Origin of the sequence: Streptomyces sp. CG 926, assembly GCF_003148825.1 — a bacterium.
In the GTDB taxonomy this organism is placed as follows: domain Bacteria; phylum Actinomycetota; class Actinomycetes; order Streptomycetales; family Streptomycetaceae; genus Streptomyces.
This window is the reverse complement of record NZ_QGGZ01000002.1, coordinates 257,964-283,443: the sequence shown is the minus strand read 5'-3', so window position 1 is coordinate 283,443 and position 25,480 is coordinate 257,964. Positions and strand designations below refer to the sequence as shown.

The following is a 25,480-nucleotide window of genomic DNA, read 5'->3' as shown; positions in this document are numbered from 1 at the left end:
GCGCGGAAAGGTGGAGCAAGGTGGCACGCAGCAGCTCGGGAATCGTGGCCGGGCTCACCGCCGCGGCAGTGGCCGTCGTCGGCTTCCTCGGCTACCAGGCTTCCGCCACGGCGCCCGCGCACCCGCCGAAGGTCGCCGCGCAGGAGCCGGCCCCCGCCGCGAGCCCGGCCGCCAAGCAGGACCCGTCGAAGCCGGTGGCCGTGCCGGAGGGTTCCGGCACCGGGGTGCGCGTCGTGTACTCGGTGGGCCAGAAGCGGGTGTGGCTGGTGGGCGACCCCGCGCAGCCGACGAAGTCGTTCACGGTGATGCCGAGCACGGTGCACCCGAAGCCGGGCAGCTACGCCGTCGGTTCGCGCTCGGGTTCGGTCACCGGCTCGGACGGCGTGCCGATCGAGCACGTCGTGCGGTTCGCGAGCACGGAGGGCGTGGCGGTCGGTTTCAGCGCCCGTACGGACGGCGCGCTGCCGGAGCCCGACCCGAACAAGAAGACCGGTGGCATCCGCATGACGCGTGCCGACGGCGACGCGATGTGGGCGTTCGCGACGATCGCCTCGAAGGTCGTCGTCGTTCCCTGACGGACGGCCGGCGGATCACCGGCGGGCTGCCCGCGCATTCACCCGAACGGGTGCGGCGACAGAACGTCCGGTGCGCCCGCGGGGCACTCCCGAGCCGTCCCCGGGCCGCCCCCGCCCCACCCCCAGGAGGCCCCCACGCCCCAGGACACCCCAGGACGCCACTGGGCGGATCTCTAGGCCGCTTCGGATTCCGGAGCGGCCTCTTCGTGCGCGGTGTCGCCCATCGGGCCGCCCGGGCCCGTGGCGTACTCCCGCGCGGGTGGCGTCGAAACGGCGGTGGCGGCCACGCCGGCGGCGAGGAGCGTCCACATGGAGACGGTGGACGGGCGGGGCTCGCGATGTGCTCCTGCTGGTGCCGACATGGCTGCCTCCTGGACCCGGGACACCGTACTTAGGCATACCTAAGAAACTCTCGGTACCATGTCACCACGAGGGCAGCCGACAGCGCAATATCTTGCCGACGGGTTGTCGGTACGTTTACTCCGAGAGGGCTCCGGCCAGGGCGTCCAGTCCGGCCCCGGCGCTCCAGCGATCCCCGATCCCGCGCACCAGGACCTCCCGTACGTCGTCCAGGACCTCCTCGTGGCCGACCGCCCGCGCGATCACCACGTGCAGCCGGTCGTCGGAGAGCTCCTCCACCTTGCCGTCGCCCCACTCCACGACGACCACGGACTCGGGCAGCGAGACGTCGAGGTCCAGGTCCTCCATCTCGTCCAACCCGCCGCCCAGGCGGTACGCGTCCACGTGCACCAGCGCCGGGCCGCCGGTCAGTGACGGGTGCACCCGGGCGATCACGAAGGTCGGCGAGGTCACGGCCCCGCGCACGCCCAGGCCCTCGCCGAGGCCCCGGGTGAGCGTGGTCTTGCCCGCGCCCAGCTCGCCGGTCAGCAGGACGAGGTCGCCGGGGCGCAGCAGGGCGGCGATCCTGCGGCCCAACTCCTGCATCGCGTCCGGGGAGTCGATGGTGATCCGGGTCTCCGAGCCGGCCGCGGCCTCAGGTGCCGGCGCCTGGCTGCGCTGTGCTTCCAGCGGTACTTCTTCCATGCCCGCCAACGTTAGTCGCTGCGGGGACGGCCACCGCCCCGGTGCGTGCCAGCAGCTCGGTGAGCAGCCGCGTCACGGTCTCCGGGCGTTCCAGCATCATCAGGTGCCCGGTGGACTCCAGGACCACGAGTTCGGCGGCCGGCAGCGCCTCCTTGATGGCGACGCTGTGCGCGGCCGGGGTGATCATGTCCTTGTCCCCGGCCACGACCGTGACCGGCAGGTCCGCGAACAGCGCCAGCGCGGAGGTCTTGTCGTGGGTCTGGAAGGCCGGGTAGAACTCGGCGACCACATCGATGGGCGTGGCCTCGATCAGCCGCTCCGCGAACCGCGCGACGCCCGGGTCCACGTCCCGGGAGCCGAACGAGTACATCTTGATCATTCCGGCGAAGAGGTCCGCGGTGGCCCGCCGGCCCTTCTCCACCAGCTCCACCTGCGAGCCGAGCGCCTTGAGCACGCCCGGCAGGAGTCGGCGCACCGCCCCCATGCCGACGGCCGGAAGCCCGTACGTCACCTCGCCGAGGAGGCCGCTGGAGGTGCCGACCAGCGCGACGCCGACGACGCGGTCGCGGACGAGCTCGGGGTACTGCTCGGCGAATGCCATGATGGTCATTCCGCCCATCGAGTGACCCACCAGGATCAGCGGCCCCTCGGGGGCGGTCGCGTCGATGACGGTCTTGAGGTCCCGGCCGAGCTGGTCGATGGTCACCGGCTCGCCGTCCGCCTGCGCCAGTCCCCGGGCACTGCGGCCGTGGCTGCGCTGGTCCCAGTAGACCGCGCGGACCACGCCGCGCAGGGCGGCGCGCTGGAAGTGCCAGGAGTCCTGGCCGAGGCAGTAGCCGTGACAGAAGACGACGGTGGCCGGGGGTTCGGCCTTGCGCCGCAGCCGCCGTCGCTTGCCGTCCTCGGGGAGCTCGTCGACCTCGTAGTAGAGCTCGGTGGCGTCCTCGGCCCGGCAGATTCCCTCGGCACCGCGCAGGGACCCGTAGTCCCCGGCCGCGTCGAGTGCGAGGCGTGCCTTCATCCGCATGCCACGCCCGACGGTGATCCGTTCGACCGCCACACCGGCCGCCGCGCCCGCGGCTATCACGCCGATGGCGGCGCCGGCCCAGCCGGCCTTGCGCCAGTTCTCGCTCACGCCGCCGCCCTCACTCCGCTCAGCCGCCCAGGTACACCCGGGGCACTCGTGCACCGATACGGGTGACGATCTCATACGCGATCGTGTGCGCCGCTCGTGCCCAGTCCTCGGCGGTCGGTTCACCGCGCTCCGCGTCCCCGAAGATGACGGCCTCGTCACCGGCGCGGGCGTGGTCTTCCCCCAAGTCGACCACGAACTGGTCCATCGCGATGCGTCCGGCGACCTGGCGGACCTTGCCGCCGATGAGCACCGGGCCGAGGCCGGAGGCCTGCCGTGGGATGCCGTCGGCGTAGCCGGCCGGGACCAGCGCGAGGTTCGTCTCGGTGTCGGTGACGTAGTGGTGGCCGTAGCTCACCCCGTGCCCGGCGGGGACCGTCTTGACCAGCGCGAGGGAGGCCTTGAGGGTCATCGCGGGCCGCAGTCCCAGCTGGGCCGGGGTGCCGAGCTCGGGGGCGGGCGAGACCCCGTAGACGGCCAGCCCGCAGCGCACCAGGTCGAAGTGCGACTCGGGCAGGGTGAGGGTGGCCGGCGAGTTGGCGATGTGCCGGACCTCGGGCTCGACGCCCTCCTTCTCGGCGTAGGCGAGCATCTCGCGGAAGGCGTCCAGCTGGAGCCGGATCGAGGGGTGCCCGGGCTCGTCGGCGCAGGCGAGGTGCGACCAGAGGCCGGTGACCTGGACGGTCCCCTCGGCCTGGGCGGCGACGGCCGCCGTGACCAGCGCCTCCCAGTCGGCGGGCTGGCAGCCGTTGCGGCCGAGGCCGGTGTCGGCCTTGAGCTGGACGCGTGCGGTGCGGCCTGCCGCGCGAGCGGCCTCGCGTACCTCGTCGAGGGCCCACATGCCGCTGACGGAGACGTCGACATCGGCCTCGACGGCCTCCCGCCAGGGCCCGCCCGGGGTCCAGAGCCAGCACATCAGGCGCCCCTGGATCCCGGCGGCGCGGAGCGCGAGGGCCTCCTCGGGGGTGGCGGTACCGATCCAGGTGGCTCCGGCCTCCTGGGCGGCCTTGGCGCACTCCAAGGCCCCGTGCCCGTAGGCATTCGCCTTGACCACGGCCATCAGCTCGGCCCGGGGCGCCCGCTCGCGCAGTGCGCGCACGTTCTCCCGTACGGCGTCAAGATCGATCTCGGCGTACACGCGCGTCGCTGTCTCGTTCATCGCCCACAGTCTCTCAGAACCCCCGCCGGGCCTTGCGGGGGCTGGCCCGAGTGAACCCACCTCCCTCTGCCACGCATGGTGGAGCCCTGGCCCGTCCGGGGCTCTGCCCGGACCCGCGCCTCAAGCGCCGGCGTTCACGTCGCGGGGTTCGGGCCGAACCCCGGTCTTCGCGGCGCGGCGTCGACCGAGGCGCCGGCTGACCCCGGCACCGGCGGCGTCAGGGCCGGCGGGTGTCCTGCCAGGCCATGGGGAGGGCTTCGGCGACCTGGTGGGCCAGCAGGGGGCCGCCGACGCGGCGCGCCGCCAGGCCGTGCAGGTACGCGCCGACCGCGCCCGCGTCCGCCCCGGACAGCCCGCCCGCCAGGAGCGATCCGGTCAGCCCGGACAGCACGTCGCCGCTGCCCGCGGTGGCCAGCCACGGGGTGCCCGTGGGGTTCACCCGAACGGCGCTCTCGCCTGTGGAGGCGACCAGCGTGGTCGAGCCCTTCAACAGCACCGCCGCCCCGTACCGCTGCGCCAGCACCCGTACGGCGTCCAGCCGGCCCGCCTCGACCGAGGTCCGTTCCACTCCCAGCAGCGCCGCCGCCTCTCCCGCGTGCGGGGTCAGCAGGGTGGGGGCCGTCCGGGCCCGCAGCGCCGTCGCGTCGAGCCCGCGCAGCCCGTCCGCGTCGACCAGCACCGCCGTGTCCCCCGCCAGCAGCCGTGCGACCTCGCCGGCGCGCCCCTCGCCCAGGCCAGGGCCGACCACCCACGCCTGCACCCGGCCCGGCCCGATCAGTGTCTCGGGGTAGCGGGCGAGCACCGCGTCCTGGACGGCCGCCGGCCCCACGTACCGCACCGCGCCCGCGCCGCCGCGCAGCGCTCCCGCCACGGCGAGCACCGCCGCGCCCGGGTACTGCGCGGACCCGGCGACGATCCCGACGACACCCCGTCGGTACTTGTCGCTCGTCGCCGTCGGCTCCGGCAGCAGCGCCGCCACATCCGCGTGCTGCAGCGCCTCCACCTGAGGTGACGGCAGTTCCAGCCCGATGTCCACGAGGTGCACCGCGCCCGCCCGGGAGGCTCCGGGGTCGATCAGCAGGCCGGGCTTGTACGCCCCGAAGGTCACCGTCACCTCGGCGGTCACGGCCGGACCCGCCACCTCCCCGGTGTCCGCGTCCACCCCGCTGGGCAGGTCCACCGCGACCACCGGGACCCCGGGCGGGATCCGCTCCACCAGGGCTGCGGCCGCCGGGCGCAGCCCGCCCTTGCCGCCGATCCCGAGCAGCCCGTCCAGGACGAGGTCCGCCCGCTGCGGTACCGCCCGCCCGACCCGTCCCCCGGCGGCCCGCAGCGCGGCCCAGCCGCCCGGGTGCATCCGCTCGGGGTCCATCAGTACGGCTGTCACCCCGGCACCGCGCCGGGCCAGCCGGGCGCCCGCGTACAGCGCGTCACCGCCGTTGTCCCCGGGGCCGACGAGCAGCACGACCCGGGCCCCGTACACCCCGCCGCGGGCCCGCCGCAGCAGCTGGGCGCAGGCCGCGGCGAGACCCGCCGCGGCCCGCTGCATCAGGGCGCCCTCGGGCAGCCGGGCCATCAGCTCCCGCTCGGCGGCCCGTACGGTCTCCACGCTGTAAGCAGTTCGCACGGCCTGCGCCTACCCTTCTGCGATCACCACGGCGGAGGCGACACCGGCGTCGTGGCTGAGCGAGATGTGCCAGGACTTGACGCCCAGCGCCAGCGCCCGCGCCTCGACGGTCCCGGACACCCGCAACCGCGGCTGCCCGCTGTCCTCGACGTACACCTCGGCGTCGGTCCACAGCATGCCGCCGGGCGCGCCCAGCGCCTTGGCCAGTGCCTCCTTGGCGGCGAACCGTGCGGCGAGCGAGGCGGTCCCGCGCCGCTCGCCGCTCGGCAGCGTCAACTCGGCGTCGACGAACAGTCTCCCGGCCAGGTTCGGGGTGCGTTCCAGTGCCGCGCCGAACCGCTCGATCTCCGCTACGTCGATCCCGACGCCGATAATCACAACGACAACTCCAGCCGACTACTACTCCACGGTCACCGACTTGGCGAGGTTACGTGGCTGATCCACCTCGTTGCCGCGCGCCGTCGCCAGCTCGCACGCGAACACCTGCAGCGGGACCGTCGCCACCAGCGGCTGGAGCAGCGTCGGTGTGGCCGGGATCCGGATCAGGTGGTCGGCGTACGGGACGACCGCCTCGTCGCCCTCCTCCGCGATGACGATGGTCCGCGCCCCGCGCGCCCGGATCTCCTGGATGTTCGACACGATCTTGTCGTGGAGCACCGACCGGCCGCGAGGCGAGGGCACGACCACCACCACCGGCAGGTCCTTCTCGATCAGCGCGATCGGCCCGTGCTTGAGCTCGCCCGCCGCGAAGCCCTCGGCGTGCATGTACGCCAGCTCCTTGAGCTTGAGCGCGCCCTCCAGCGCCACCGGGTACCCGACGTGCCGTCCCAGGAACAGCACGGTGTTCTTGTCGGCGAGGGAGCGCGCGAGTTCCCGTACCGGCTCCATGGTCTCCAGGACCGTGTCCACGGCCGCGGCGATGTCCGACAGCTCACGGATGACGGCCTCGATCTCGTCGCCCCACTTCGTGCCGCGGACCTGTCCGAGGTAGAGCGCGACCAGGTAGCAGGCCACCAGCTGCGTCAGGAAGGCCTTGGTCGAGGCGACGGCCACCTCGGGGCCGGCGTGCGTGTAGAGCACGGCGTCCGACTCGCGCGGGATCGTCGACCCGTTCGTGTTGCAGATGGCCAGTACCTTGGCGCCTTGCTCGCGCGCGTGGCGCAGGGCCATCAGGGTGTCCATGGTCTCGCCGGACTGCGAGATCGCGACCACCAGCGTCCGCGGGCCCAGGATCGGGTCGCGGTAGCGGAACTCGCTGGCCAGCTCCGTCTCGCAGGGGATGCGGGTCCAGTGCTCGATGGCCAGCTTCGCGATCATGCCCGCGTGGTACGCCGTACCGCACGCCACGATCACGACCTTGTCGACCTCCCTGAGCACCGAGACGGGGATGCGCACCTCGTCGAGGGTCAGCGAGCCGCTCGCGTCGATCCGGCCCAGGAGGGTGTCGGCGACGGCCTTCGGCTGCTCGGCGATCTCCTTGAGCATGAAGTAGTCGTAGCCGCCCTTCTCGGCCGCGGAGGCGTCCCAGTCCACGTGGTACGCCCGCACGGCGGCGGGCGAACCGTCGAAGTCGGTCACCGTGACGCCCTCGCGGCGGAGCTCGACGACCTGGTCCTGCCCCAGCTCGATCGCGGACCGCGTGTGGGCGATGAAGGCGGCCACGTCCGAGGCGAGGAAGTTCTCGCCCTCGCCGACGCCGACCACCAGCGGCGAGTTCCGGCGGGCGCCGACCACCACGTCCGGCTCGTCGGCGTGCACGGCGACGAGGGTGAACGCGCCTTCCAGGCGACGGCAGACCTGCCGCATGGCTTCCGCGAGATCGCCGGTGGCCGAGAACTGCTCCGCCAGCAGGTGCGCCACGACCTCGGTGTCCGTCTCGGACTCCAGGCGGTGTCCGCGCTCGGCCAGCTCGGCCCGTAGCGCGGCGAAGTTCTCGATGATGCCGTTGTGCACGACGGCGACGCGCCCCGAGTTGTCGAGGTGCGGGTGGGCGTTGGCGTCGGTGGGCCCGCCGTGGGTCGCCCACCGGGTGTGCCCGAGCCCTGTGGATCCGGACGGCAGCGGGTGCCCGACCAGCTCCTTCTCCAGGTTGACCAGTTTCCCGGCCTTCTTCACGGCCGCCAGACCGCCGTCCGCGAGCACGGCGACCCCGGCCGAGTCGTAGCCGCGGTACTCCAGCCGCTTGAGTCCGGCGATGACCACATCGAGCGCCGACTGCGCTCCCACGTAACCCACAATTCCGCACATAGGCCGCAGCGTACGCCGTAGTTGGCCGTCTGCCCCGTAGCCGAACAAGACGAAAAACCCGCCCCGGCGCGTGCGCCGGGGCGGGTTTCGACGTGTCTTCGGGCGGTCGTCAGCCGAGCTTCTTGACCTGCGCCTCGACGACGTCCTTCGGGAGCACCGGCTTGCCGCTCATGCTCTGCACCGAGAACGTGGCGAGGGTGTTGCCCTTGCGCACCATGACGACCTGGCCGGCCATCGGGGTCTCGGCGTCGCCGAAGTCCGCCAGGAAGGAGACGGACTCGTCGCCGGCCGTGACGGCGTCACCCGGGACGACCTTGTTGACCTTGAGGGCCTCGCCGTCCTGCGTCATCGTGTACCCGCCCGCACAGGCGGTGCCCGCCTTCTTGAAGGAGGCGAAGGCCTCCTCGGCGCCCTTGGCGTCGTAGGAGGTCAGGGTCACGGAGGTGCCGCTGGCGCCGGCGAGCATCTCCAGGCCGGCCTTCAGCTTGTCCGCCTCGGAGGCGTTGGGGTCGACGGGCTTGCCGGAGGTGCCACCGACCTGGGTGCGGGCCACACCGGTGGAGGTGCCCTGGGGCTCCATCGAGGCGGCCTGGCCGAGCGGCTTGCACTCGGCCTTGTCGGTGGTGGCCGTGAGCTTCTTGAGGGCGTCCGCGGAGGGCGCCTTGACGACGCTGTCCTTGGGGGCCTCGGCCTGGGTCAGCAGGAGGGGCGCCAGCTCGGCGTCCGTCTTGCCCTTGGCCGCGGCGGCGGGCGCCGAGGAGGCCCCGGACGGCTTCGCGTCGGCCTTGGTGTCGTCCTTCTTGTCGGCGCCGCAGGCGGTGACGAGCAGGGTCAGGGACACCGCGGAGGCGGTCAGGACGGTACGGCGGACAAGAGCGTTGCGCACGAGAAAACTCCCCCATGGAGACGACTGGAACAGGGCAGCCCGAACCGCGCCCCCGACGTGGGGGCGTGGGCATGACTGCGGTGATCAACAATGTACGGGTCGATCGATCACCGTGTGGCCCGGGGCGACGTTCGTCGCCGATCGTGATCCGGCCGAGACCCCAAGAATTTCCGATCGCAACCAGGCCGCGTACAACCTCGCGCCCACCGGCCGGGCCCGCTCCGGTAGCCGTCGCTCCCGCCGGCACGTGACCGACCACACCACCCACAACCGCCCCGGAGCCCCGACAATGGCGGTGTGATCACTTCGCCGCCACGAAGCAACACGCCGGACAACGCAACGGAGCGGACCGGCCGGGACGGGCCCCCCGCACGCCCCGGACACCGCCGGGGTCACGAGGCCTCGCCCTACGTCGACCTCACCCGCGCCGAGTGGAGCGCCCTGCGGGAGCGGACCCCGCTGCCGCTGACCGCCGACGAGGTGGAGCGGCTGCGCGGGCTCGGCGACGTCATCGACCTCGACGAGGTCCGCGACGTCTACCTGCCGCTGTCCCGGCTCCTCAACCTCTACGTCGGTGCCACCAGCAACCTCCGCGGCACCCTCAACACCTTCCTCGGTGACGCGGGCAACGGGCACGGCGCCCAGCAGGGCACCCCCTTCGTCATAGGGGTCGCCGGTTCGGTCGCCGTGGGCAAGTCCACCGTGGCCCGTCTGCTGCAGGCCCTGCTGGCCCGCTGGCCCGAGCACCCGCGCGTGGAGCTCGTCACCACCGACGGCTTCCTGTACCCGATGAAGGAGCTCCAGCGGCGTGGGCTGACCTCCCGCAAGGGGTTCCCGGAGTCCTACGACCGCCGCGCGCTCACCCGTTTCGTCGCCGACATCAAGGCCGGCAAGGACGAGGTCCGGGCCCCGGTCTACTCGCACCTGATCTACGACATCGTCCCCGGCGAGGAGCTCGTCGTCCGCCGCCCGGACATCCTCATCGTCGAGGGCCTCAACGTGCTCCAGCCGGCCCTCCCGGGCACGGACGGCCGTACCCGCGTCGCCCTCGCCGACTACTTCGACTTCAGCGTGTACGTGGACGCCCGCCCCGAGGACATCGAGCGCTGGTACCTGAACCGGTTCCGGAAGCTGCGGGCGACCGCGTTCCAGAACCCCTTCTCCTACTTCCGCAAGTACACCCAGGTCTCCGAGGAGGAGGCCATGGAGTACGCGCAGACGATGTGGCGGACCATCAACCGCCCCAACCTGCTGGAGAACGTGGCGCCCACCCGCGGCCGGGCCACGCTCGTCGTCCGTAAGGGACCCGACCACAAGGTGCAGAAGCTGAGCCTCCGCAAGCTCTAGCCCGCACTCGCTAGGGTGCGGGCATGCTGCATCTGCGGATGATCACCCCGCACCACCTCACCGAGCAGGTGGTGGGGCTGATCGACCGGACGGTCGGCACCACCCATCTGGTCGTGCTGACCGGCGCCGCGCGCGACCCCGAGGGCGATGTCGTCCTGTGCGACGTCGCCCGCGAGGCGGCCGACGAACTCCTCCAGGCGATGCGCCGGCTCGGCATCGACCAGAGCGGTTCGATCGCCGTGGAGAACATCGACCTGTCGATCTCCAGACGCGCCGAGGAGGCCGAGGAGGAGGCACCGGGCGAGGCCGCCGACGCGGTGGTCTGGGAGCAGCTCGCCGAGTCGACGCACGAGGAGTCCACGCTCACCATCACCTACGCCGTCTTCATGATCGTGGCGACGATGATCGCGGCGTGCGGTGTGGTCCTGGACAACGCGATCCTGATCGTCGGCGCCATGGCGGTCGGCCCGGAGTTCGGCCCCCTCGCCGGCATCTGCACCGGCCTGGTGCAGCGCCGCCGCAGGCTGGCCGGCCGCTCGCTCCTCGCGCTGTTCGTCGGCTTCACGGCGGCGATCGTGGCGACGACGGTCTTCAGTCTGGGGATGACCGCGCTCGGCCTTTTCCACGAGGGAATGCTGGAGAACCCGAGGCCGAACACCAGCTTCATCTGGCAGCCCGACCCGTTCTCCTTCGTCGTGGCGCTGCTCGCCGGTGTCGCCGGCATGCTGTCGCTGACCTCGGCGAAGGCCGGTGCGCTGGTGGGCGTGGCGATCTCCGTCACCACCGTCCCGGCGGGCGCGAACGCCGCGGTGGCCCTCAGCTACGGCGACTTCTCACAGATGTGGGGCTCGGCGGTGCAGCTGGCGCTGAACCTGGGCGGCATCATCCTCGCCGGAACGCTCACCCTCATCTGCTGGAAACTGCTGTGGCGCACCCAGGAGAGCCGGATGATCCGGAAACCGGGTGCGCCACGCAGGCCTGGCGGCGGTGTCTAGGCGAGGTCTAGCCGAGCGCGGACTTCACGACGTCCGCGAGGCGGCCGGCGACCGAGCGGGCCTGCTCGATGTCGGCGGCCTCGACCATGACCCGTACGAGCGGCTCCGTACCGGAGGAACGCAGCAGCACCCGCCCGGTGGTGCCCAGCTCGCGCTCGGCGTCGGCGACCGCCGCCGCCAGCTCGGCGGAGGTCGTCACGCGGGACTTGTCCACGTCGGGAACGTTGATGAGCACCTGCGGAAGCCGCTGCATGACGCCCGCCAGCTCGGCGAGGGACTTGCCGGTGGCCGCGACGCGCGCCGCGAGCAGCAGGCCGGTCAGCGTGCCGTCGCCGGTCGTCGCGTGGTCGAGGATGATCACGTGCCCGGACTGCTCGCCGCCGAGCGCGTAGCCGTTCTCCTTCATCGACTCCAGCACGTAGCGGTCGCCGACCCCGGTCTGCACGACCTGGATGCCTTCGGCCTCCATGGCCAGCTTGAAGCCCAGGTTGGACATCACGGTGCCGACCACGGTGTTCTCGCGCAGCTGGCCGGCCTCGCGCATGGCGAGGGCCAGGACGGCGAGGATCTGGTCGCCGTCGATCTCCTCGCCGGAGCCGTCCACGGCCAGGCAGCGGTCGGCGTCGCCGTCGTGGGCGATGCCGAAGTCGGCGCCGTGCTCGACCACGGCGGCCTTGAGCAGGCCGAGGTGGGTGGAGCCGCAGCCGTCGTTGATGTTGAGGCCGTCGGGCTCGGCGCCGATCGTGACGATCTCCGCGCCGGCCCGGGTGAAGGCCTCGGGCGAGACGTACGCGGCCGCGCCGTGGGCCTCGTCCAGGACGACCTTCAGGCCTTCGAGGCGGTTCGGGAGGACACCGATCAGGTGGGCGACGTACCGGTCGAAGCCCTCGGTGTAGTCGGAGACGCGGCCGACGCCGGAGCCGGTGGGTCGGTCCCAGGGCGCACCGGTGCGGTGCTGCTCGTAGGTCGACTCGATGCGGTCCTCCAGCTCGTCGGCGAGCTTGTGGCCGCCGCGCGCGAAGAACTTGATGCCGTTGTCGGGCATGGCGTTGTGGCTGGCGGAGAGCATCACGCCGAGGTCGGCGCCCAGCGCACCGGTGAGATACGCCACCGCCGGGGTGGGCAGCACACCGACGCGCAGGACGTCCACGCCCGCGCTCGCGAGGCCCGCCACGACCGCGGCCTCCAGGAATTCGCCGGAGGCGCGGGGATCCCGACCGACCACGGCGGTCGCCCGGTGACCCTCGAAGGTGCCCGCCTCGGCGAGTACGTGGGCAGCCGCCACGGAGAGGCCGAGCGCGAGCTCCGCCGTCAGATCCGCGTTGGCAACGCCGCGTACACCGTCCGTCCCGAAGAGTCGTCCCACTGTTGTCCTCCCGAGTTTCCGCTTCGCGAATGACCGCTTGTGACAGATATTTGCCGCTTGTGGCGGTAAACGAACCGCCCCGACAGCACAGAGAGTGCTGCCGGGGCGGTTTCGTTGCAGAACAGCAGGCGCAGATTAACGCTTGCTGTACTGCGGAGCCTTACGGGCCTTCTTGAGACCGGCCTTCTTGCGCTCGACCGCACGGTCGTCGCGGGAGAGGAAGCCGGCCTTCTTCAGCGCCGGGCGGTTGTTGTCCACGTCCGCCTCGTTCAGCGCACGGGCCACGCCGAGGCGCAGGGCGCCGGCCTGGCCGGACACGCCGCCACCCGCGATGCGGGCGATGACGTCGTAGCGACCGTCGAGCTCGAGGAGCTTGAAGGGCTCGTTGACTTCCTGCTGGTGCACCTTGTTGGGGAAGTAGTCCTCAAGGGTGCGACCGTTGATCTTCCACTTGCCGGTGCCCGGAACGATCCGGACGCGGGCGATGGCGTTCTTGCGACGGCCCAGGCCGGCGGCCGGCTGGGGGTCGCCGAAGCGGCCGGCAAGGGACTCGGAGGTGTAGTCGCCCTCGACGACGACGTCCGACTCGGTGGTGTACTCCTCGACGTTGCCCTCGAACTCTTCGACGGGGGTCGTCTCGGCGGTGGTCTCGGCCACGATGCTCCTCAGAATTTTCTACGTCTTAGGGGGTGGCCGGAACTACTGCGCGACCTGGGTGATCTCGAACGGCACCGGCTGCTGAGCAGCGTGGGGGTGCACATCGCCCGAGTAGACCTTCAGCTTCGAAAGCATCTGACGGCCCAGGGTGTTCTTGGGGAGCATGCCCTTGATGGCCTTCTCGACGGCCTTCTCCGGGTTGTTCGCCAGGAGGTCGTCGTAGCGCACGGAGCGGAGACCGCCCGGGTAGCCGGAGTGGCGGTACGCCATCTTCTGCGACGCCTTGTTGCCGGACAGGTGAACCTTGTCGGCGTTGACGATGATGACGAAGTCGCCCATGTCCATGTGGGGGGCGTAAGTCGGCTTGTGCTTGCCGCGCAGGAGGGCTGCGGCCTGGGTCGCCAGACGGCCGAGGACAACGTCCTGGGCGTCGATGACGAGCCACTGGCGCGAGATGTCGCCGGGCTTGGGGCTGAACGTACGCACGCGTATGCCTTCGCTTCTTCGGTGGTGGTATCCCAAGGGCGCAAGCCCCAACGGGAAGGTCCTGACAGGGTCACCACGGACGATCACGACAGCCCTCATTCGCAGCGGGGACGCACCCGCGCGAACTGCTGGTCATCGGTCCGGTGGACCGGCGCAAGGCCCTTTCACGTGAGAATGAGAAAGCCAATACGCATAACAAACCAGCAGGATACCCAAGCAGACCCGTACGGGTCAAAACGCGGTCCGCGATGCCGATTCTGCTGGCGTCGCGGCGCACTCCGGTTCGGTCCTGGGTGGGGACCCCGCAGTTGTTACGGGCTCCAGAGTAACCCGCCCGGAGCGCAACGCACGACACGCCAGCACGATCGTGAGCCCGCACAGGGTGGCGCAGTCCTTGAACGCCCGCCGCTTGGCCTCCAGCTCGGACGGCCACGGAATGCCCGCCACCTGAGGCGCGAGGGCCGCCCAGAACCAGGGCGAACGCGCCGCCGAGCCCGGCCGCACCACCGAGGCCATCAGCAGCGGCAGGACCACCAGCAGGTAGTGGTCGAAGGACGGCCGCGACACCAGGAATGCGGCGAGCATCACCATGCAGGCCGTCTCCGCCAGGCGCAGCTCACCCCCGTCGGTGTCCTCGCGCCGCCACCGCGTCCAGGCCGCCCACAGCCCCGCGCAGGCCCCCGCGAAAGCCACCAGCACCGCCGCCGGCGCGGGCACGCCCAGCCGTGGCAGCACGGCGATCGGCGAGGCGTCCCATGGCAGCGCGTACGAGTCCTGCCCCTGGAACAGGAAGGGCAGGGTCTTGGTGAAGAACAGCGACGGACTCGGCATCACCAGCGCGCCCGCCAGCGAGAACCCCAGCGGCACCAGCACGGCCGCGGCCAGAGCGCGCCACCGCCGGGCGACCAGGAAGAGCAGCCCGAGGGGCACCAGCATCGGCTTGCACGCGATCGCCAGCCCCACCAGCAACCCGGCCGACCCCCACCGGCTCCGGTGGGCGAGCAGCAGCGCCACGGGCAGGGCCGCCGCCGAGATGGCGGTCCAGTTCCCGATCAGCACGAGGTTGATGTACGGCTTGTAGACGAGGGCGAACACCGCGAAACCGCCGACGGCGAAGCGCGAGCGCAGCGGCACCGCGAACATCCGCAGCGCCGCCAGCCAGCCGACGCCCAGCAGCCCCGACATCCCGAGCGGCAGCACCCACCGCAACACCTCACGCGGCAGCAGAGCTTCCGGGACCGCCATGAGCACGGCGCTGGGCAGATAGAGGAAGCGCTTGTCCTCGTACGGGGACCCGCCCGCCAGCAGCGTCTCCGCGGCCTTGACCACGAACGCGTTGTCGGAGCCCCAGTTCGCCCGCAGGCTGGTGGAGACGGCGATCCCGAGGAGCACCGCGAGGGAGACGACCTGCCAGGACCGGGCGGCCGGCTGCAGCAGCCGGTCGATCAGCCTGCTCCCGGTCCCCCCACCGCCGGTGTCCCCGGTGTCCCCGTCCCCGGCCCCCCGGTTCCTGACGCCCTGGTTCTCCCACTTCATCAGCCAGATGCTAGGCCGCAGCCCCACGACGCCTGCCCCTCACTCGACCGAGGGGGACGGTCGGTCTCCCCTAGCGCTTGCGTTCGACTCTACGTTCGTCCCAGACGGGTTCCTGAGTCTCCCGCACAACACCGTCCGAACCGAAGACCAGGTAACGGTCAAATGTGCGCGCGAACCACCGGTCGTGCGTGACGCACAGCACAGTGCCGTCGTACGCCTCCAGCCCGTCCTGCAGTGCCTCCGCCGACTCCAGGTCCAGGTTGTCCGTCGGCTCGTCCAGCAGCAGCGCCGTGGTGCCCGCCAGCTCCAGCAGCAGGATCTGGAAACGCGCCTGCTGGCCACCCGAGAGCTTCTCGAACGGCTGGTCGCCCTGGCGCTCCAGCTCGTACCGGCGCAGGGCGCCCATCGCCTGCCCGAGCGGCTTGGCCGCCTCCGTCCACAGGATGTCGACGAGGGTCCGCCCGAACAGCTCCGGGTGGGCGTGGGTCTGCGCGAAATGGCCGGGAACCACCCGCGCGCCCAGCTTCCAGGCACCCGTGTGCTTGACGTCCTCGCCCGCCATCAGGCGCAGGAAGTGCGACTTGCCCGAGCCGTTCGAGCCGAGGACCGCGACCCGCTCCCCGTAGAAGACCTCCAGCGAGAACGGCTTCATCAGGCCGGTCAGCTCCAGGTTCTCCACGGTCAGGGCGCGCACGCCCGTGCGTCCACCCTTGAGCCGCATCTTGATGTCCTGCTCCCGCGGCGGCTCCGGCGGCGGGCCGGCCTCCTCGAACTTCTGGAAGCGGGTCTGCATCGCCCGGTAGCGCGAGGCCATGTCGGGGCTGCTCGCGGCCTGGTTGCGCAGCCGCAGCACCAGCGCCCGCAGCCGGGCGTGCTCCTCGTCCCAACGCCGCTTGAGCTCCTCGAAGCGGGCGAAGCGCTCCTTACGGGCGTCGTGGTAGGTCGCGAAGCCCGCGCCGTGCACCCAGACGTCGGAGCCCGTCGGGCTCGCCTCCAGGCTGATGATCTTCTCGGCGGCCTGCGTCAGCAGCTCCCGGTCGTGGGAGACGAAGAGCACCGTCTTACGGGTGGCCTTCAGCTGCTCCTCCAGCCAGCGCTTGCCGGGGACGTCCAGATAGTTGTCCGGCTCGTCGAGCAGCAGCACCTCGTCGGGCCCGCGCAGCAGCGCCTCCAGCACGAGCCGCTTCTGCTCACCGCCCGACAGCGTGCGCACCTCGCGGAACTGCGCGCTGTCGTAGGGGATCGCCAGCGCGGCCATGGTGCAGACGTCCCACAGCGTCTCCGCCTCGTACCCCTGGACGTCCGCCCAGTCGCTCAGCGCCTGCGCGTAGGCCATCTGGGCGGCCTCGTCGTCCACCGTCAGGATCAGCTGCTCGGCGCGGTCCACGGCCTTCGCCGCCTCCCGGATGCGCGGCTGGGCCACCGAGACCAGCAGGTCCCGTACGGTCGTCTCGTCCCGCACCGAGCCCACGAACTGCGACATCACGCCGAGGCCGCCGGAGACGGTGATGCCACCACCGTGCGGCTGGAGCTCGCCGGAGATCATCTTCAGCAGGGTGGTCTTACCGGCCCCGTTCGCCCCGACGAGCGCGACGACCGACCCCTCCCCCACACGGAAGGAGACGTCAGGGAGCAGTACCCGCCCGTCGGGAAGGTAGTACTCCAGGTGGCTGGCTTCGAGATGTCCCATGCCGCGCATTGTCCCGGTCCGGCGCCGATCCGCCCAAACGGATTAGCCGGACCCCCGTGGGGACGGTCAGCAGCAGCCGGCGCCCGGCAGGGTCCGCATGTTGCGCGCCTCCTTGCTGCGGGCGGCCAGCAGCTCGTCGGCCGGGTAGCCGACCTCCTCCAGGGTCAGGCCGTGCGGCTTGACCACGTGCACCGAGGAGTCCCGTACGGCTGCCGCCAGCACCTTGCCGGGCCAGTCGGTGGGCCGGTGCCCGTCGCCGACGTGCAGCAGCGCGCCCACCAGCGAGCGGACCATGTTGTGGCAGAAGGCGTCGGCGCGGACCGTCGCGGTGACGATCCCGTCCTCGGCGCGCTCCCAGCTGAGCTGCTGGAGGGTACGGATGGTCGTGGCGCCCTCGCGCTTCTTGCAGTACGCGGCGAAGTCGTGCTCGCCGAGCAGCGGGGCGGCGGCCTCGTTCATGGCGTCCACGTCGAGCGGCCACTGGTGCCACAGCACGTGCCCGCGGCGCAGCGGGTCCACGCCGCCCTGGTGGTCGCCGACGCGGTAGGCGTAGCGGCGCCAGATGGCGGAGAACCGCGCGTTGAAGCCCTCGGGGGCCTCGGCGACCTTCCACACCCGCACGTCGTGCGGCAGCCGGCCCGCGAGGCGGCGCAGCAGCTTGTCGTGATGCTCGGCCCACACCTCCTCGGCGAGGTCGAACTGCGCGACCTGCCCGCGGGCGTGCACCCCGGCGTCCGTCCGCCCCGCGACGGTCAGCTCGACGGGCTCCTTCAGCCGCATCACGGTCTGCAGGGCCGACTCCAGCTCGCCCTGGACGGTCCGCAGCACGCGCTGCTTCGCCCAGCCGGAGAAGTCCTTGCCGTCGTAGCTCAGGTCCAGCCGCACCCGGACGTGCCCGGGCTCCACCTCGTCACTCACGTGACCGATCCTCTCAGAAGCACCCATATGCAGAACGGGCCCGCCCCGGAAGGGGGCGGGCCCGTTCAGAGCCGTTCAAGCAAGCGTGATCCCGGAGGATCAGGCCTCCTTGGTCTCCTCGGCGGGGGTCTCGACAGCCTCCGCCTCCTTGACCGCGCGCTTGGTGGCGGCCTCGGCCTCACCGGTGGCCTGCTGGGCGACCGTAAGGGCCTCGACCAGCTCGATCACGGCCATCGGGGCGTTGTCGCCACGACGGTTGCCGATCTTGGTGATGCGCGTGTAACCACCGGGGCGGTTCTCGTAGCGCGGGGCGATCTCGGTGAACAGCGTGTGCACGATGCTCTTGTCCGTGATCGTCTGCAGCACCAGGCGACGGTTGTGGATGTCGCCCTTCTTGGCCTTGGTGACCAGACGCTCGGCGTAGGGACGCAGGCGACGGGCCTTGGCCTCGGTGGTGGTGATGCGGCCGTGCTCGAAGAGCGCCTTCGCGAGGTTCGCGAGGAGGTGCTTCTCGTGCGCGGCGCTGCCGCCCAGACGGGCACCCTTTGCGGGACGCGGCATGGTGTTACTCCTTCATATCTGCACCGGCCGTGTCAGGTACCGGTGTCAGTTCCCCCGAGGCGGATGCCGCGGGAAAGTGTGCGGTTCAAGCCCGGCCGGCGACCTGGGCGAAAGCCTCGGCCGCCGGCGGCGGGATGAATCAGTACTGCTCGGTCTCGACGAAACCGGCGTCCGCGTCGTCGTCGGCGCCGAAGGCGTCGGCGGCGGCGGTCGGGTCGAATCCGGGCGGGCTGTCCTTGAGGGCCAGGCCCATGCCGGCCAGCTTCGCCTTGACCTCGTCGATCGACTTCGCACCGAAGTTGCGGATGTCGAGCAGGTCGGCCTCGGAGCGGGCGACGAGCTCACCCACGGAGTGGATGCCCTCGCGCTTGAGGCAGTTGTACGAGCGGACCGTGAGCTCGAGCTCCTCGATCGGCAGCGCCAGGTCGGCGGCCAGGGCGGCGTCCGTGGGGGACGGGCCCATGTCGATGCCCTCGGCGTCGATGTTGAGCTCGCGCGCCAGACCGAACAGCTCGACCAGGGTCTTACCGGCGGACGCCATGGCGTCACGCGGGCGCATGGCCTGCTTGGTCTCGACGTCGACGATCAGCTTGTCGAAGTCGGTGCGCTGCTCGACTCGGGTCGCCTCGACCTTGTAGGTGACCTTGAGGACCGGGCTGTAGATGGAGTCGATCGGGATGCGACCGATCTCCTGGCCCAGCTGCTTGTTCTGGACGGCGGAGACGTAGCCGCGACCGCGCTCGACGGTCAGCTCCATCTCCAGCTTGCCCTTGCCGTTGAGCGTGGCGAGGACCAGGTCCGGGTTGTGCACCTCGACACCGGCCGGGGGCGCGATGTCAGCAGCGGTGACCAGGCCGGGACCCTGCTTGCGCAGGTACATCACGACCGGCTCGTCGTGCTCCGAGGAGACGACCAGCTGCTTGATGTTGAGGATGATGTCGGTGACGTCTTCCTTGACGCCCGGCACGGTGGTGAACTCGTGCAGGACGCCGTCCACGCGGATGCTGGTGACAGCGGCACCCGGGATGGAGGACAGGAGGGTACGACGCAGGGAGTTGCCGAGGGTGTAACCGAAGCCCGGCTCCAGCGGCTCGATCACGAACCGCGAGCGGTACTCGTCGACGACCTCTTCGGTCAGCGAAGGACGCTGAGCGATAAGCATGTCTGTGTTCCTTCATTCGTGGACGCCCACTATTTGACGCCCGACGGGATGCCGTACCAGGGGTACGGCTACTGCAAGGGTACGGGCGGTACGTCCCCCGAAGGGGTCGTACCGCCCGGACACTCAAGAACGCAACTGTGCGTCCGCTGCGTCAGACGCGGCGGCGCTTCGGCGGGCGGCAGCCGTTGTGCGGGGTGGGGGTGACGTCCTGGATCGAGCCGACCTCGAGGCCGGTGGCCTGGAGGGAGCGGATCGCGGTCTCGCGGCCGGAGCCCGGACCCTTGACGAAGACGTCAACCTTGCGCATGCCGTGCTCCTGCGCGCGGCGGGCGGCCGACTCGGCAGCCATCTGCGCGGCGAAGGGGGTGGACTTGCGCGAGCCCTTGAAGCCGACGTGGCCGGCGGAGGCCCAGGAGATCACGTTGCCCGAGGGGTCCGTGATCGAGACGATGGTGTTGTTGAACGTGCTCTTGATGTGGGCGTGCCCGTGAGCGACGTTCTTCTTTTCCTTGCGGCGCACCTTCTTGGCAGCGCCCTGACGACCCTTGGGGGGCATCTAAATCTCCTACGGGAGGTGGTCGGTCCTACAGCGCAAGACCGCTGAACAGGACTACTTCTTGCCCGGCTTCTTCTTACCGGCGATCGCGCGACGCGGGCCCTTGCGGGTACGCGCGTTGGTGCTGGTGCGCTGACCGTGCACCGGGAGGCCGCGACGGTGGCGGATACCCTGGTAGCACTGGATCTCGATCTTGCGGCGGATGTCGCCCTGGATCTCGCGGCGGAGGTCACCCTCGGTACGGAGGTTGGCGTCCACGTACTCGCGGATCTTGACGAGGTCCTCTTCGGCCAGGTCACGAACGCGGGTGTTCGGGTTCACGCCGGTGGAGGCGAGGATCTCCTTGGACCGGGTGCGCCCGATACCGAAGACGTAGGTGAGTGCGATCTCCACGCGCTTTTCGCGCGGGATGTCAACACCGGAAACGCGTGCCATTCAATGGCTCCTGTGTGTTCGGGGGTCTTCAGCAGAACCGACCCCGACCGCCGACCACCCGAAAGTGGGTGATGGTACGCCCGGGTCCCCGGCCCCCGCCGGAGGTACCGCCGGCCCCGTACAGGGCTGGGCGGGTTCTGCGTATGTACGTTTTCTTACGTCGCGCGAAGAACTGCGGAAGGCAGGTCGGTCGGCGTGCGTCAGCCCTGGCGCTGCTTGTGGCGCAGGTTGTCGCAGATGACCATGACCCGACCGTGACGGCGGATCACCTTGCACTTGTCGCAGATCTTCTTGACGCTCGGCTTGACCTTCATGTTGGTGAGGTTCTCCGGGTCAGTGCCACCACCCGCACCGGGACGGATGCCCAGGCAGGAGTGAGAGCAAGATCTACTTGTATCGGTAGACGATCCGGCCACGCGTCAGGTCGTACGGAGACAGCTCCACAACGACCCGGTCATCCGGGAGGATGCGGATGTAGTGCATACGCATCTTGCCGCTGATGTGCGCGAGGACCTTGTGACCGTTCTGGAGTTCCACCTTGAACATCGCGTTCGGGAGGGACTCGATCACGGTGCCCTCGATTTCGATGGCACCTTGCTTCTTGGCCACGCTTCGCCTTTCGAATCGGCTACCTTGATCGACTCCGTGCGCCATGCAGGCATGGAAGTGCACGAGAGCCGACGAGTCAGTCTACGTCAGGGCACCCAGAAAGACGAATCCGGAAAGTTTGCCCCAGAGTCTAGATCATTAACCGAGAGGGTCCGGAGCCGTGGTGACTCCGTACTCCGCCAGCTTCGCCTTGCCGCAGTCCGGGCTGGTCAGGACGATGGGCCCGGCCTCCGTCAGCGCGATGGAGTGCTCCCAGTGCGAGGACCAGGTGCCGTCCGTCGTGATGACCGTCCAGTCGTCCGAAAGGACCTCCGTCTGGGCGGTGCCCAGGGAGACCATCGGCTCGATCGCCAGGCACAGACCCGGCACGAGCTTGATCCCCTTGCCCCGCTTGCGCGAGACGTAGTTCAGCAGGTGGGGGTCCATGTGCATCTCGGACCCGATGCCGTGGCCGCCGTAGTCCTCGATGATCCCGAACTTGCCGAGGCTGTGCTCACCGGTGGTGGGGCGGGGCTGGCGCTTGATGTACGTCTCGATCGCCTTGGAGATGTCCACGAGGCGGTTGCCGAGCTTCATGGCGGCGATGCCGGCCCACATGGACTCCTCGGTCACCCGGGACAGCTCCACGAGCTCGGGCGCGTGCCCGGTGCCGACGAAGGCGGTGTACGCCGCGTCGCCGTGCCAGCCGTCCACGATCGCGCCGGCGTCGATCGAGATGATGTCGCCGTCCTTGAGGACCGTCTTGTCGTCCGGGATGCCGTGGACGACGACCTCGTTCACCGAGGTGCAGATCGTGGCGGGGAAGCCGCCGTAGCCGAGGAAGTTCGACTTGGCACCGGCGTCGGCGATGACCTTGCGGGCCACCATGTCCAGATCCCGCGTCGTGGCGCCCGGCACGGCCGCCTCACGGGTCGCGGCGTGGATCGCCGCGACGACCAGCCCTGCCTCGCGCATCTTCGCGATCTGCTCGGGGGTCTTGATCTGGACCATGGGAAATGCCTTCCACCTTCGGATCTGCGTTGTTCAGGTCTTCTCAACAGTACGGCCGCGATGCCCTGGGGACACCGCGGCCGTACCTGCACACAAAGGGTTACTACTTCTTGAGGGCGTCCATCGCGCGCTTGGTGACGTCCGCGACCTCACCGAGGGCCGGGATGGTCACCAGCAGGCCCTGGGCCTTGTAGTAGTCGATGATCGGCTCGGTCTGCGTGTGGTAGACCTCGAGCCGGTTGCGCACCGTGGCCTCGGAGTCGTCGCCGCGCTGGTACAGCTCGCCGCCGCAGGTGTCGCAGACACCCTCGGCCTTCGGCGGGGCGTACGTCACGTGGAAGACGTGCGAGGAGTCGTTGCGGCAGATCCGTCGACCGGCGATCCGCTTGACGACCTCGTCCTCCTCGACCTCCAGGTCGAGGACGGCGTCGAGCTTCATGCCCTCGGCCTGGAGCATCACGTCGAGCGCCTCGGCCTGCGAGACGTTGCGCGGGAAGCCGTCGAGCAGGAAGCCGTTCACGGCGTCCGGCTGTTCCATACGGTCCTTGGCCATGCCGATGGTCACCTCGTCGGGCACCAGGTCGCCGGCGTCCATGTACGCCTTCGCCTGCTTGCCCAGGTCGGTGCCCTGGCTGATGTTGGCCCGGAACAGGTCGCCCGTGGAGATGTGCGGAATCGACAGGTTCTTGGCAAGGAACGCGGCCTGCGTTCCCTTGCCCGCACCGGGCGGTCCAACGAGGACGATTCGCATCAGCGGAGGAACCCTTCGTAATTACGCTGCTGGAGCTGGCTCTCGATCTGCTTCACGGTTTCCAGACCCACACCCACGATGATCAGGATGCTCGTCCCGCCGAACGGGAAGTTCTGGTTCGCTCCGAAGCCGGCCAACGCCATCGTCGGCACAAGAGCGATGAGACCCAGGTACAGCGACCCCGGCCAGGTGATCCGGTTGAGTACGTAGCTGAGGTACTCGGCGGTGGGCCGACCGGCGCGGATGCCCGGGATGAACCCACCATACTTCTTCATGTTGTCTGCAACTTCCTCGGGGTTGAACGAGATCGCCACGTAGAAGAACGCGAAGAAGACGATCAGGAGGAAGTAGGCGGCGATGTAGTACGGGTGGTCACCCTTGACGAAGTGCTTGCTGATCCACGTGGCCCACCCGGCCTTGGATTGGCTGAACTGGACGACCAGTGCCGGGATGTAGAGCAGCGACGAGGCGAAGATGACGGGGATGATGCCCGCCTGGTTCACCTTGAGCGGGATGTAGGTCGAGGTACCGCCGTAGGCACGGCGGCCGATCATGCGCTTCGCGTACTGGACCGGGATCCGGCGTTGCGCCTGCTCGACGAAGACCACCAAGCACACCATCGCGAGGCCGACCAGGATGACGACGCCGAACTCGACCCAGCCGTCCGCGATCTTGCCCTGGAGCTTGATCTGCCAGAGGGCGCCGATGAAGCCGGCGGCGATCGAGATGAACATGAGGATCGACATGCCGTTGCCGATGCCGCGGTCGGTGATGAGCTCACCGAGCCACATGACGACACAGGTGCCGGCGGTCATGGTGATCACCATGACGATGGTGGTGAAGATCGACCGGTCCGGGACGATGTCGCGGCCGACCGGGCAGCTCCCGAAGAGGGCACCGGTGCGGGCGGTGGCGACGAGGCCGGTGCCCTGCAGGATCGCAAGGGCGACCGTCAAATAGCGCGTGTACTGAGTGATCTTCGACGTGCCGGCCTGGCCCTCTTTCTTGAGGGCCTCCAGCTTCGGGATGACCACGGTCAGCAGCTGCAGAATGATGCTCGCCGTGATGTAGGGCATGATGCCGAGCGCGAAGATCGTGATCTGCAGCAGCGCACCGCCGCTGAACATGTTGACCAGGCCGAACAGCCCACTGCTGTTGCCTGCCTGCTCGACACAGATCTGAACGTTCTTGTAGCTCACGCCGGGTACCGGTACATGGGACCCGAGCCGGAACAGCACGATGATGCCGAGCGTGAAGAGCAGCTTCTTGCGCAGGTCGGGCGTCTTGAACGCCCGGGCGAACGCGGTGAGCACGGTGCCTCCTGCGACCCCCGCGCTACTGCGTCAGAGGTGACGGTCTGAGGGATCGACGAATAAGACAAAGCAAAGGTGCACGCCACCTTACCGGCGAGTGTGCCTTCCGTGGAACGACCGACCGGGGATGCCCCATATGTGAGGCATCCCCGGTCGGGTTTCGTGCTATTCAGCCACTGAAATCGTCTTAGACGAGCTCGGTGACGGTGCCGCCGGCAGCGGCAATCTTCTCCTTGGCGGAGGCGGAGACGGCGTCAACCGAAACCTGCAGCGCCACGGAGATCTCGCCCTGGCCCAGGACCTTGACGAGGCTGTTCTTGCGAACCGCGCCCTTGGCGACCAGGTCGGCCACCGTGACTTCTCCACCCTCGGGGTAGAGAGCGCCGAGCTTGTCCAGGTTGACAACCTGGAACTCGGTGCGGAACGGGTTCTTGAAGCCCTTGAGCTTCGGCAGGCGCATGTGGAGGGGCATCTGCCCACCCTCGAAGCGCTGCGGGATCTGGTAACGGGCCTTCTGGCCCTTCGTACCACGACCGGCCGTCTTACCCTTCGACGCCTCACCACGACCGACACGGGTCTTCGCGGTCTTGGCGCCGGGGGCGGGACGGAGGTTGTGGGCCTTCAGCGGGCTGTTCTCAGCCATGATTAGTCAACCTCCTCAACCGTCACGAGGTGGCGGACGGTGTGCACCATTCCGCGGAACTCGGGGCGGTCCTCCTTGACGACGACGTCGTTCAGGCGCTTGAGCCCGAGCGAACGCAGCGTGTCGCGGTGGTTCTGCTTGCTACCGATGTACGACTTCGTCTGCGTGATCTTGAGGCGAGCCATTACGCACCCGCCCCAGCACGTGCACGAAGCAGAGCCGCGGGGGCGACGTCCTCGAGGGGCAGACCACGGCGAGCCGCGATCTCCTCGGGACGCTGCAGGCCCTTGAGGGCCGCCACGGTCGCGTGCACGATGTTGATCGCGTTCGAAGAGCCGAGCGACTTCGACAGGATGTCGTGAACGCCGGCGCACTCCAGAACGGCGCGCACCGGACCACCGGCGATAACACCGGTACCCGGGGAAGCCGGCTTCAGGAGCACGACGCCCGCGGCACGCTCGCCCGTGATCGGGTGAGGGATCGTGCCCTGGATGCGCGGAACCTTGAAGAAGCTCTTCTTGGCTTCCTCGACACCCTTGGCGATGGCCGCGGGAACTTCCTTGGCCTTGCCGTAACCGACACCTACAGTGCCGTCACCGTCGCCCACCACGACCAGCGCGGTGAAGCTGAAGCGGCGACCACCCTTGACAACCTTGGCGACGCGGTTGATCGCGACAACGCGCTCAACGTAAGCGGTCTTCTCGGCGGCAGGGCCACCGTCGCGACCCTTCCGGTCCCGCCGCTCGCCGCCACCGGCACCGCTTCCGCGGCGCTGGGGTCCAGCCATTGGATTAC

At 69.9% G+C, this 25,480-nt stretch carries 29 protein-coding genes; 3 read left to right on the top strand and 26 right to left on the bottom strand.

The genetic code is table 11. The features are described from left to right. Positions 1-20: 20 nt before the first annotated feature. Positions 21-575, top strand: coding sequence for a hypothetical protein (locus BCL76_RS06410; protein WP_181382454.1), 555 nt, complete (start codon positions 21-23; stop codon positions 573-575). 173 nt (positions 576-748) lie between these two features. On the opposite strand, the gene BCL76_RS38465 is transcribed toward BCL76_RS06410, so the two are convergent. The 8 genes from BCL76_RS38465 to BCL76_RS06375 form a co-directional block, all read right to left on the bottom strand. Continuing rightward, on the bottom strand, positions 749-937 hold the full coding sequence (locus BCL76_RS38465; protein WP_146228325.1) for a hypothetical protein: 189 nt from the start codon (positions 935-937) through the stop codon (positions 749-751). Between the two features lie 115 nt (positions 938-1,052). Beyond that, on the bottom strand, positions 1,053-1,619 hold the full coding sequence (gene tsaE, locus BCL76_RS06405; RefSeq protein WP_109778543.1) for a tRNA (adenosine(37)-N6)-threonylcarbamoyltransferase complex ATPase subunit type 1 TsaE: 567 nt from the start codon (positions 1,617-1,619) through the stop codon (positions 1,053-1,055). Further along, positions 1,570-2,829: an alpha/beta fold hydrolase gene (locus tag BCL76_RS06400; RefSeq protein WP_109778542.1), complete on the bottom strand. Its 1,260-nt coding sequence runs from the start codon at positions 2,827-2,829 to the stop codon at positions 1,570-1,572. Before BCL76_RS06400 ends, tsaE begins: the two co-directional genes overlap by 50 nt. Continuing rightward, positions 2,774-3,910, bottom strand: coding sequence for an alanine racemase (gene alr / locus BCL76_RS06395; RefSeq protein ID WP_109778541.1), 1,137 nt, complete (start codon positions 3,908-3,910; stop codon positions 2,774-2,776). Before alr ends, BCL76_RS06400 begins: the two co-directional genes overlap by 56 nt. A 217-nt stretch (positions 3,911-4,127) precedes the next feature. Continuing rightward, entirely contained in the window at positions 4,128-5,537 is a 1,410-nt protein-coding gene (locus BCL76_RS06390) for an NAD(P)H-hydrate dehydratase (RefSeq protein WP_109778540.1), read from the bottom strand. Between the two features lie 9 nt (positions 5,538-5,546). After that, positions 5,547-5,915, bottom strand: coding sequence for a holo-ACP synthase (locus BCL76_RS06385; RefSeq protein ID WP_109778539.1), 369 nt, complete (start codon positions 5,913-5,915; stop codon positions 5,547-5,549). Between the two features lie 21 nt (positions 5,916-5,936). Beyond that, on the bottom strand, positions 5,937-7,784 hold the full coding sequence (gene glmS / locus BCL76_RS06380) for a glutamine--fructose-6-phosphate transaminase (isomerizing) (RefSeq protein ID WP_109778538.1): 1,848 nt from the start codon (positions 7,782-7,784) through the stop codon (positions 5,937-5,939). A 109-nt stretch (positions 7,785-7,893) separates the two neighbouring features. Further along, positions 7,894-8,670: a hypothetical protein gene (locus BCL76_RS06375; protein ID WP_109778537.1), complete on the bottom strand. Its 777-nt coding sequence runs from the start codon at positions 8,668-8,670 to the stop codon at positions 7,894-7,896. 297 nt (positions 8,671-8,967) lie between these two features. Between BCL76_RS06375 and coaA the strand changes: the two genes are divergently transcribed. Then, a complete protein-coding gene (gene coaA, locus BCL76_RS06370) occupies positions 8,968-10,017 on the top strand; it encodes a type I pantothenate kinase (RefSeq protein WP_109778536.1) in 1,050 nt (349 codons plus the stop codon). A gap of 23 nt (positions 10,018-10,040) precedes the next feature. Beyond that, a complete protein-coding gene (locus BCL76_RS06365; protein WP_109778535.1) occupies positions 10,041-11,012 on the top strand; it encodes a DUF389 domain-containing protein in 972 nt (323 codons plus the stop codon). 7 nt (positions 11,013-11,019) lie between these two features. Here BCL76_RS06365 and glmM read toward each other — a convergent pair whose 3' ends face one another. From glmM to rpsE, 18 genes are all read right to left on the bottom strand, one after another. Beyond that, entirely contained in the window at positions 11,020-12,378 is a 1,359-nt protein-coding gene (gene glmM, locus BCL76_RS06360; RefSeq protein WP_109778534.1) for a phosphoglucosamine mutase, read from the bottom strand. Between the two features lie 135 nt (positions 12,379-12,513). Then, positions 12,514-13,035, bottom strand: coding sequence for a 30S ribosomal protein S9 (gene rpsI, locus BCL76_RS06355; RefSeq protein ID WP_109778533.1), 522 nt, complete (start codon positions 13,033-13,035; stop codon positions 12,514-12,516). Between the two features lie 42 nt (positions 13,036-13,077). Continuing rightward, positions 13,078-13,521, bottom strand: coding sequence for a 50S ribosomal protein L13 (rplM, locus tag BCL76_RS06350; protein ID WP_030725911.1), 444 nt, complete (start codon positions 13,519-13,521; stop codon positions 13,078-13,080). A gap of 231 nt (positions 13,522-13,752) precedes the next feature. Continuing rightward, complete coding sequence (locus BCL76_RS06345) at positions 13,753-15,057, bottom strand: glycosyltransferase family 87 protein (RefSeq protein WP_109778876.1); 1,305 nt, start codon at positions 15,055-15,057, stop codon at positions 13,753-13,755. Between the two features lie 70 nt (positions 15,058-15,127). Further along, positions 15,128-16,756, bottom strand: coding sequence for an ATP-binding cassette domain-containing protein (locus BCL76_RS06340; protein WP_109778532.1), 1,629 nt, complete (start codon positions 16,754-16,756; stop codon positions 15,128-15,130). A 57-nt stretch (positions 16,757-16,813) separates the two neighbouring features. Beyond that, a complete protein-coding gene (truA, locus tag BCL76_RS06335; protein WP_109778531.1) occupies positions 16,814-17,665 on the bottom strand; it encodes a tRNA pseudouridine(38-40) synthase TruA in 852 nt (283 codons plus the stop codon). A gap of 99 nt (positions 17,666-17,764) precedes the next feature. Next, positions 17,765-18,226 (bottom strand): 50S ribosomal protein L17, encoded by a 462-nt coding sequence (gene rplQ, locus BCL76_RS06330; RefSeq protein WP_030154710.1) that lies wholly within the window; start codon positions 18,224-18,226, stop codon positions 17,765-17,767. A gap of 139 nt (positions 18,227-18,365) precedes the next feature. Further along, positions 18,366-19,388: a DNA-directed RNA polymerase subunit alpha gene (locus tag BCL76_RS06325; RefSeq protein WP_008739666.1), complete on the bottom strand. Its 1,023-nt coding sequence runs from the start codon at positions 19,386-19,388 to the stop codon at positions 18,366-18,368. 151 nt (positions 19,389-19,539) lie between these two features. After that, positions 19,540-19,944, bottom strand: coding sequence for a 30S ribosomal protein S11 (gene rpsK, locus BCL76_RS06320; protein WP_003956432.1), 405 nt, complete (start codon positions 19,942-19,944; stop codon positions 19,540-19,542). Positions 19,945-19,998: 54 nt separating this feature from the next. Continuing rightward, complete coding sequence (rpsM, locus tag BCL76_RS06315) at positions 19,999-20,379, bottom strand: 30S ribosomal protein S13 (protein WP_007265919.1); 381 nt, start codon at positions 20,377-20,379, stop codon at positions 19,999-20,001. Positions 20,380-20,579: 200 nt separating this feature from the next. After that, the gene (rpmJ, locus tag BCL76_RS06310; RefSeq protein ID WP_003956441.1) at positions 20,580-20,693 is read right to left on the bottom strand and encodes a 50S ribosomal protein L36; all 114 of its coding nucleotides are present in this window, start codon (positions 20,691-20,693) and stop codon (positions 20,580-20,582) included. Between the two features lie 73 nt (positions 20,694-20,766). Continuing rightward, positions 20,767-20,988 carry a translation initiation factor IF-1 gene (infA, locus tag BCL76_RS06305; protein WP_003956442.1) on the bottom strand — a complete coding sequence of 74 codons (222 nt, stop codon included), beginning with the start codon at positions 20,986-20,988 and terminating at the stop codon, positions 20,767-20,769. Positions 20,989-21,126: 138 nt separating this feature from the next. Next, entirely contained in the window at positions 21,127-21,978 is an 852-nt protein-coding gene (gene map / locus BCL76_RS06300) for a type I methionyl aminopeptidase (protein WP_109778530.1), read from the bottom strand. A 103-nt stretch (positions 21,979-22,081) separates the two neighbouring features. Next, a complete protein-coding gene (locus BCL76_RS06295) occupies positions 22,082-22,729 on the bottom strand; it encodes an adenylate kinase (RefSeq protein WP_030767309.1) in 648 nt (215 codons plus the stop codon). Further along, positions 22,729-24,042 carry a preprotein translocase subunit SecY gene (gene secY / locus BCL76_RS06290; RefSeq protein WP_109778529.1) on the bottom strand — a complete coding sequence of 438 codons (1,314 nt, stop codon included), beginning with the start codon at positions 24,040-24,042 and terminating at the stop codon, positions 22,729-22,731. Before secY ends, BCL76_RS06295 begins: the two co-directional genes overlap by 1 nt. A gap of 187 nt (positions 24,043-24,229) precedes the next feature. Next, positions 24,230-24,685 (bottom strand): 50S ribosomal protein L15, encoded by a 456-nt coding sequence (gene rplO, locus BCL76_RS06285; RefSeq protein WP_030008473.1) that lies wholly within the window; start codon positions 24,683-24,685, stop codon positions 24,230-24,232. 2 nt (positions 24,686-24,687) lie between these two features. Continuing rightward, positions 24,688-24,870: a 50S ribosomal protein L30 gene (gene rpmD, locus BCL76_RS06280; RefSeq protein WP_005313525.1), complete on the bottom strand. Its 183-nt coding sequence runs from the start codon at positions 24,868-24,870 to the stop codon at positions 24,688-24,690. After that, positions 24,870-25,472: a 30S ribosomal protein S5 gene (rpsE, locus tag BCL76_RS06275; protein ID WP_073912880.1), complete on the bottom strand. Its 603-nt coding sequence runs from the start codon at positions 25,470-25,472 to the stop codon at positions 24,870-24,872. Before rpsE ends, rpmD begins: the two co-directional genes overlap by 1 nt. Positions 25,473-25,480 lie beyond the last annotated feature (8 nt).